The sequence below is a fragment of the Lutibacter citreus genome, from assembly GCF_003260195.1.
Classification (GTDB): domain Bacteria; phylum Bacteroidota; class Bacteroidia; order Flavobacteriales; family Flavobacteriaceae; genus Lutibacter; species Lutibacter citreus.
The window spans coordinates 1-8060 of sequence record NZ_QEIH01000022.1 but is presented as its reverse complement, the minus strand read 5'-3'; the positions used below and the strand labels follow the sequence as shown (position 1 = coordinate 8060).

Genomic DNA, 8060 nt, shown 5'->3' with positions numbered 1-8060 from the left:
GATGAGTAATTTTAAATCGAAACCTACTTTTTTATACGTTTTTTTTCGGCTGGGTTGTTTTTGTTCTTTCATCTTTATTTGTAATAAGTTGTCTAATTTTTAGTCAACCTATTTCAGGAAAGTACATTTCTGGTAATGAAGCACAACGGGTTAGAATATGAAAAGTTGCGGGTTTGAAAACGCACTTTTCAGATGTTTAAAAATAATATATTTTTGTGTTATAAATATCATATCTACAAGAATTTAGCTATTTTTTATATGCATTGTTGGCAGTTGGCTTTATTCAGAATATTTTAATGTTTCCTTTAACGATCCATTCAGGTATTTCAATTTTACTTGATTTAGGATGTTGTTCAAAAATCATTCGTAATAATTTTAATGATTTATAGACTTCTGTTAATAATTCTATCTGTTTTTTGTTAAGTTTTTTGTCATAATGATTGTCACTTATTTTGTGAGCAGGACTTTGTCTTTCTTTCCTAACTTTCTTAATTGGTTTAAAAATATCTATAAAAAGCTGATTTTCGGGATGTTTATATTTTAATCTAATCCATTCCTCCAATAATCTTAAAGTTCCTTTGTTTTTTCTTTCTACTTGACCTGATGGTAATTCCTCAAGTTCATAAAGTTCTATTTTGTCGTTAAAAAAATTACGATTAATATTATCGGACAACATTTTATCTAATAATGAAATAAAATTGTGATAATTTTCAAGTGTTGGCATAAAAAAGAAAGTAAACTCTTTAGGTCTTTTTTCATTTTCAAAAGTTTTATTGAAAAGGCTTTCTGTAGAAAAAGTGTTAGAAATTTCGTTAATCAATCTATGTTCTTCTATGAAAGCAGAAAATATTGAATACGAAAATGTCCAATTACCTTCAATCGTATTTGCATAATACTCTTTTAACATTCTACATCCATTATCAACTTCCTTACTTTTCCAATATAATTGATGTTCAGATGTTAAACTACTTAAATATGTTAAATACACAACAGCAACTCTTTCTTTTTTCTCATTAACTCCAAGTCCAAATGTTTTTAAAAATATTTGGTCTTCTTCTTTTGGCAATAAAGGTTGTTGGTTTTCATCATAATCACAACATATTTGACCAGAGTAATCTTCAAATTCAAAACTATATCTTGGGTCTTTGAAATAATTATCTAAAACCTCAATTTCAAAAAATGCAGCTTTTAGTTGTGGCTCGCCTAATGCAAGTCTTTTTGAATATGGTTTTTGTGAAAACGAAGACGTATCTCTTGTTTTTTTTAAATGCTTTTCTGAAGGATAAACACAAATCAAATGAGAATCAAAAGTTATATTTATAGTTCCAAAACTTTGTATTTTTTCAGTCTTATTATTTTTTGCGTCTTCAAGTACGGATAACTGATAGTCTTCCTCAAAATGACCAAGTGCAATAATATGAGGATTAATAGTTTTTTGATTAGAAACTAAACCTTCTTTAGTCAATTCTTTTAAAATATCAATAGTTTCTGAATATTCTATTTCTGTATTCTTTGCTAATGTTGTTATTGGAATTCCATTAAAATCGTTTGAAGTGATAAAAAAATCACAAACTTGACTCAATATTTTCTCTTTATTCGTCATTTTTTTCAGCTTACTGCCAACGTTTATGTATAAGAATAGTGCGGTTTTGTGTGCGAGGATTTTCCGCAGGAAAATCAGACGTAACAAAAGTGCACGGACTCTTGATTGAGCACTAAACTAAGCATTATTTTTATACGGTGTTGCCAACCGTTTTTTTCTTTCAGGCGCTTCCGTTTATTCTTAAATCCGAATAGTTTTTTTTAGTCAGATTTACTTTAATATTGAAAAAACAATTTCCTCCATCGTGAACCATTACCAAATCAGTTTTCCAATTGTCTTTCATAGTAGAACAGAAGAAATTAATCCAAACTTCTTTTTCTCCATTTTCATTAATTACTGGAACATATTGACGATAATATCCTTTGTTTAAATCTAATTCAAAACCTGTTTCTTTCCATTGATATTTAGGATATTTTTCATTGTGTTTTTTTAAATTTTCTTTTTGATTTTGATTATTTTCTGTAATAACTTTTTCTAAAATCAATTCTATCTCGTCAATTTCCGTTTGAGTGAGTTCAGTCGGTTTAACATTTTTAAAAACCCAATGCCAACTTTGGTCAAATGGAAGTATTGTAAAGTTCGATTCCGTTATTTTTTCAACCGTTTCTTTCGTTTCGGTTTTCGTAGTTTTTTTCTTTTCGGCTTGTTGTTCACAACTCGAAATTATTAATAGAAGTGTTAATATTAATGCTTTCACAATGTTTTTCTTAAATGGTTGGCAACGGTCTTGTATAAGAATAGTGCGGTTTTGTGTGCGAGGATTTTCCGAAGGAAAGTCAGACGTAACAAAATTGCACTAACCTTTGATTAAGCACTAAACTACGCATTATTTTTATACGTTGTTGTGTGTAGTTTTATTTTCCGCTGTAATATTTTATAGCAAAGGAACCTAGAATTTGTGTACTTATATAATCAAATCCAAACCCAATAGGAGCGCCAAGTAAAGGTACCATTTTCGTAAAACTTGTTAATGATTTTTCTCCAGATTTAGTGATTATTTTTTGTGGTACTTTTTGCCAAATCTTTTTCATTACTTCTTTAGTAATGTTTTTTTGAATGGCTTTTTTAGTTATTTCTTTTGTTATTTGAATTCCAGCAGTTTTTAAAGCTTCTTTCGCAGAATTTCCAGCAAGTATGATATATATGTCCGTTTTTAAATCAGCCGTATTATGTGAATGGCCATAAACGTGTGCAATTGCAAACGCTAATCCAATTTGAATTTTCCAAGAAGCAATTAAATCAACAGGAATGGTTATGGGTAATGTTAGTATTCCTCCAACACCAGTTGCAGCACCAACCAATCCGTTTTTAAATGATTTTCTGTTTTTAATTTTTCGCGCTAATTTTTTGTCAGTTATATTCGGATTTTGTTCTCTCAATTTAGCAACATACCCTTTTATATATTGAGAATTTGTACCAATATGATTTTCGATATATTTGTCTAACCAAATGGCAACTTTTCCTTTGTCCTCTTCTTCTATTTCTTTATTCAAAATTTAATCTTTTAAGGGCCCATTAGGACATTCACAATCGTGATAATATTCTCCGCATCTGCCACAAGTTTTAAATTCTTGTGATAATTTCAATTCTTCTTTTTTTTCTATTTCTTCCATAATTTTTATGTTTTTGGTGGTTCGTGGAATTACACACAACGTTGTTGTATAAGCTTTGTTGCGTTGTTTAAGCAGTGAATTTACTAAATAAACCACGAACGGCGAAATTCCGAAGGAATTTCCCAAGTGAGCTAAAACCAGCAATAAAGTTTATACGGTGTTGTAACACGTTTTTTTTCAGCCACAACTTATAATTCTGTGTATTTCAGTCTGTATAAATCTAATTGTTTTTTGTAATAATTGAATTGTCTTGCAGAGAAAGCTAAATAGAAAATAAATGGTGTTAAAAGACTTAGTTTCGGAAACTCCAAAGTTCCAAATTCGATATTTGTGATGTTCCAATTATATGCTTTTAAATAAAAAAGATAAACAATAATTATTCCTAAAAAAATTAAAATTAAAGAAACAAGAATTCTTAATTCCCATTTTTCTATTTCCTTTTTGTAGAATTTGATGTTCTTTTTTATTTCCTTTTTTTTAGCCATTCAATTATATTATCTCTTCACAAAGATAAATTTCAAACCTTTGATAATCAGCTATTTTATTTAAGAGTTATAAACACGGATTTAGAATATAACTTTATATTTTAATCATTATTTTTGTAAAGTATTATAAAATATGTATTTTATTTATTATTATATGAATATGTGTTTTATATTCTAAATATTGTTAATAACTTTTATTATTATGAAATTATATATCGTTAAAGGGATTGAGATTGACGAGGAAAAGTCAAACAGTACAAATAAAAAAATAAATAGTTTTATAGGCTATTATTCAAACCTTAAAGAAGTTTATAGTCAGTTTGAACGTAAAACTGTGAAATCGTATTCGTCTATTGCTAATAAAATTAATAAGACCAACCATTATGTTACTTATGATTCAAAATTTTCAATAGATGAAAAAATGTTGAAGTTCCAACAAATTATTATTGAAAGAGTTCAAGTTAACAAAATTTACAGTAAATATAAATATGTTAATTTCAGCCCCTTGATTGCTCAAGAATTAAGTGATTTCAGGTTTTAAGAACGAATTTTGAGGTTTTGGTCAAATGTGTTACAACGTTATTGTATATGATTTGTTGCGTGTTTCAAGCAACTAATTTAGTAAATATTTACGGACAAAGAAAGTCCGCGAGGACTTTCGTAAGTAGGCAAGAAGCCAGCAATAAATTATATACGGTGTTAGCCCTAGTTATTTTTTCCGTGACATTTCTTATATTTAATTCCGCTACCACAAGGACAACGTTCATTTCTACCAATTTTCTTTCGTAGGTTTTCTTGAATTTTTTTAACTCCAGAAATTTCTCCATAATAATCTTTGTCAAAAAATTGAGCCCACGTATTATCGAGTGTGACCATATCTGAATTAGGAAATTTTTGAAGTCCTTTTTTTAAGTGAAAACCTAAAAAACCTAATTCATTATCGGCTTTGAAATATTTACTGTATTTTATTCTTCGTTCAATATAATTAATAAATTTTTCAGGTGTGTTCAAGTATTTTGCCACAATCTCCAAATCAAAAATATTAAGCGCTACAGGAAATTCTTTGTATTCTTTTCCTAATAGAATATGTGTTTGGTGTGTTATTGCAGGATAATCGTCTAAAACAATTGTGACAACAAAAGATTTTTTTATATCAAAATCAAATTTAAAATTAGGCTCTGATTTTAATATAAATTGAAAATCATTTGACGATTTGAAACATTCTGCTGCTGTTAATCCTTGTTCATAAGCATCTTTGACAGCTTTTTTAAAATCACTTTGTATAGCGTCAATATTCCCCTTTTTCGATAGAGCAGTTAATTTTTTTGATTTGACTTGAAAAATAATTGCCTTATCATCTTTTACAGCAAGAATATCTATATCGGTAACCATTGTACTTTTAGATTTCTTTATTATCAAGTTTTGTAAGGTATTGTTAGGACCAAAAATTTTTTCAATAATTTTGTATGTAATTTCTTCTGCAATTTCTCCGCGATTGAATTGTGCCTTAGAACGATAATTCTCATCGCTGTTCATCCAATAAAAAGGTGATTCGTATATAGCCTCTGATAAATCGTAAGGCATAGGTATAAAATATTTTCCTTTACTTAATTCAATTATCGGTTTCTCTGCTAGAATATTAAAATCTCCAACATCTTTGAAGTTTTGGTTTTGAGGTTGATTTAAGTCAAGAATGAAGTTTTCTAAAATGCCTGTAAAATCTTTGTCTTTAGCAATTATATCTTCTTTTGACAAACAAAAAACATCAAGTAATTTATCTTTAAAAGTGTTCTCCGAATTGAATTTTAGTTTATTCAATTTTACTTGTTGAAGTATCTTTAGAGAATTATAAAAATCTGGAAGTTTACCTAAATTAATAGATTTTGACTTTAAAAGCCAACCTTCATCATATTTGTATTTTTCTGTAACCCATTTTGTATATTGATAATCATAAGCACCAGTTCCTGAATAGAACATACTTTCTTTAAACATTAAACCATTATTGAAGAAATCAAAAGGACTTTCAGACGGATTTTTAAGCATTTCCGATAAATCAGGCATAAAAGTGAAATGAAACTGTTCCATTAGGCTATATATTTCGTCAAGTACTTTCAGCTCATCGTAGTTTGTTTCTTGTTCTTTATTCCAATTTTTAACCCAAAGTCCCATTAGAAACTTAACTTCATTGTTGTTTAGACCCTCTCTAACATTTTTAGAAGATAGTTCGCTTAAAGTTCCACAAAAGTCTTTGAGTACTATAGCAGATAATACATAAATAAAGTTTTTATCAGAAGTTATTTCGTTTAGTCTGTCTAATATTTCTTCTTTATTCATTCAATTATCTAGATTTTTTTTTAATTAGGGCTAACGTGATTTTATATGATTTGTGCGACTGGAAAATCGGAGATTTTTCTGCCGTAGCAAATCGTTAGTTGAATGTTTGTCGTTAATGTTAGTTCGAATGTAAGCATAAATTATATAAGGTGTTGCCCACTGTTATTTTTGTTTTCTTTTCTTTCTTCTCCAAACTCTGATTAAAATCAGAACTCCGAATATAATTAATATAAAAGGCCAAATGTTAACTAAAAACACGAAAAACAAAATCAAATTATCCCAACCATTCTTAAATCCATTTTTAAACTTTTTACCAAATTCTGTCTGTTTAGAGATTGTCTGATAAATTCTAACATTCAAAGTTGAAAACGAAACTTGATTATTAAGATATTTTAATCTTCCCTCAATAGATTCAATTTCAGAACGTAATTCTCCGATTTGCTTTTCAACTTCAAGAATTTCGCTTACTTTATTCGCTTTTTTTAAAATTTCCAAATACCTATTTTCAAGCTCTTTTTTAGTTTTTAAGCGCGCCTCAATGTCTAGGAATTCAGCCGTAACATCTTTTACATTAATTTCTTTTCGGTCAAATCTGTCAACTCCAAATGTAATTTCGGTTAGTAACTTGTCGAAATTTTCTGAAGGAACTCTGATATTTATAGTATTGCTTATTTCGTATGAATTTTTATATTCATTATCTGACGATGAATAGCCTTTAAATTTTTCAATAGCCTTTAAAATATTTTCTCTAGTTTCAGTTAGATTTTCTGATTCAAATTCTACATCTCCGTTTTTAATCAGTTTTTTATCTATTTGGGTTTCTGCTTCTGTTTCTATATTTTTTATAATAGTCTGTTCATCATCCTCCATTTTCATTGCTCCCAGATTCATAGTGTCTGGCTCATAGTTTTTACAACCTAAAACTGAAATAAGTAGAATAAATACGAGAATGTTTGTTAGTTTTTTCATAGTTTCTTCGTAATAGTGGGCAACGTGATTGTGTATGGTTAGTTGCGTGGTTTAGCAACTAAATTAGTAAACTTTTACGAACCTGTGAATATTCCGCAGGAATATTCGCAAGTAAGCTCAATGAAGCAATTAATTATACACGGTGTTGTACAACGTTTTTTATTTTATTATTTGTCCGATTAAATCATTGTCGATTTTCTCGGTGTTTAATTTTACATATCTATACGAATTGACTTTTGACTTGTCAAGTTCCAAAATCAACACTTTATTTTTATTCGAGTAAGCAATTCCTTTGTCGAAAGTCAGATAGTCAATTCCGAATTCAGATTCCAATTCCGCTTTCGAATGTCCGATTAGATTTGCTTTTCCTAAATCCGAATCTTTATTAAAAATCCTCATTTCAATCAGAATTTCAGTTTCGTCTTCGAATCTATGTTTGTTTTCGCCGTATTTAAAAACTACAATTTCGTTTATTCCTTTCGGCCCAATACTGTCAGTTATAAAATTGTAGCCATAAAATATTGAATCATTGATTGCAGGATGATATTGATATTTTAATCCGTTATTTACACTCGTTGTTACATTTCCGTTATTCTTTGACTTGAATTTCTGTAAGTCAATTGGGTTTTCGAGAAAGGAAATCAGTTTTGAATTTTCAGTTGGATTTTCAGCTTTTTCCATTTTTAATTCAGTCGAATCAACAACGATTTGGATTTGTTCAGTTTCCTTTTCGGTCGCATTTTTGCAACTAAAAAAAACTAAAAACAATATCGTTAAGACTCTGATTTTCATCGTTTGGCAAATGTTGTACAACGTTTTCGTGTATGAAAAGTGCGGGTTTGTGTCAGCGGATTTTCGGAACGAAAATCGGAAGAAAGCAAACACGCACTTTCTCTTCGATTAAGCACTAAAATAAGCATTTTTTATACACATTGTGCCTGTTGCACAAACACGATTAAATATAGCCAAAAAGTTGTAAAAAAGGGTTAAATTTTGTACTTTCATGGTATGCAAGGCAAGAAAGAATATCAAGAAAAATTGTTTGCAAACTTTCAA

Annotated in this window: 8 protein-coding genes; 1 reads left to right on the top strand and 7 read right to left on the bottom strand. The window is 28.9% G+C overall.

Annotated elements, in window-relative coordinates:
* Positions 1–283: 283 nt before the first annotated feature.
* The 4 genes from DAD81_RS20470 to DAD81_RS20450 form a co-directional block, all read right to left on the bottom strand.
* Entirely contained in the window at positions 284–1603 is a 1320-nt protein-coding gene (locus tag DAD81_RS20470; protein WP_111710327.1) for a hypothetical protein, read from the bottom strand.
* A gap of 160 nt (positions 1604–1763) precedes the next feature.
* Positions 1764–2300, bottom strand: coding sequence for a hypothetical protein (locus tag DAD81_RS20465; protein ID WP_111710325.1), 537 nt, complete (start codon positions 2298–2300; stop codon positions 1764–1766).
* Between the two features lie 157 nt (positions 2301–2457).
* The gene (locus DAD81_RS20460; RefSeq protein ID WP_111710323.1) at positions 2458–3096 is read right to left on the bottom strand and encodes an EcsC family protein; all 639 of its coding nucleotides are present in this window, start codon (positions 3094–3096) and stop codon (positions 2458–2460) included.
* A 308-nt stretch (positions 3097–3404) separates the two neighbouring features.
* On the bottom strand, positions 3405–3701 hold the full coding sequence (locus DAD81_RS20450) for a hypothetical protein (protein WP_111710319.1): 297 nt from the start codon (positions 3699–3701) through the stop codon (positions 3405–3407).
* A gap of 202 nt (positions 3702–3903) precedes the next feature.
* On the opposite strand from DAD81_RS20450, the gene DAD81_RS20445 reads away from it, so the two are divergent.
* A complete protein-coding gene (locus tag DAD81_RS20445) occupies positions 3904–4242 on the top strand; it encodes a hypothetical protein (RefSeq protein ID WP_111710317.1) in 339 nt (112 codons plus the stop codon).
* Between the two features lie 164 nt (positions 4243–4406).
* Here DAD81_RS20445 and DAD81_RS20940 read toward each other — a convergent pair whose 3' ends face one another.
* The 3 genes from DAD81_RS20940 to DAD81_RS20430 all read right to left on the bottom strand — a co-directional run bounded on the left by DAD81_RS20940 (position 4407) and on the right by DAD81_RS20430 (position 7685).
* The gene (locus DAD81_RS20940) at positions 4407–6035 is read right to left on the bottom strand and encodes a YecA family protein (protein WP_218939744.1); all 1629 of its coding nucleotides are present in this window, start codon (positions 6033–6035) and stop codon (positions 4407–4409) included.
* Positions 6036–6197: 162 nt separating this feature from the next.
* Positions 6198–7004 (bottom strand): DUF4349 domain-containing protein, encoded by an 807-nt coding sequence (locus DAD81_RS20435; RefSeq protein WP_111710315.1) that lies wholly within the window; start codon positions 7002–7004, stop codon positions 6198–6200.
* Positions 7005–7163: 159 nt separating this feature from the next.
* Positions 7164–7685, bottom strand: coding sequence for a hypothetical protein (locus tag DAD81_RS20430; RefSeq protein WP_157961212.1), 522 nt, complete (start codon positions 7683–7685; stop codon positions 7164–7166).
* Positions 7686–8060: the final 375 nt, after the last annotated feature.

Excerpts from the sequence above, each read along its gene's own strand:
- DAD81_RS20470 (WP_111710327.1), bottom strand. The coding sequence starts at position 1,603 with ATGACGAATAAAGAGAAAATATTGAGTCAAGTTTGTGATTTTTTTATC.
- DAD81_RS20450 (WP_111710319.1), bottom strand. The coding sequence starts at position 3,701 with ATGGCTAAAAAAAAGGAAATAAAAAAGAACATCAAATTCTACAAAAAG.
- DAD81_RS20445 (WP_111710317.1), top strand. The coding sequence starts at position 3,904 with ATGAAATTATATATCGTTAAAGGGATTGAGATTGACGAGGAAAAGTCA.
- DAD81_RS20940 (WP_218939744.1), bottom strand. The coding sequence starts at position 6,035 with ATGAATAAAGAAGAAATATTAGACAGACTAAACGAAATAACTTCTGAT.
- DAD81_RS20435 (WP_111710315.1), bottom strand. The coding sequence starts at position 7,004 with ATGAAAAAACTAACAAACATTCTCGTATTTATTCTACTTATTTCAGTT.
- DAD81_RS20430 (WP_157961212.1), bottom strand. The coding sequence starts at position 7,685 with ATGGAAAAAGCTGAAAATCCAACTGAAAATTCAAAACTGATTTCCTTT.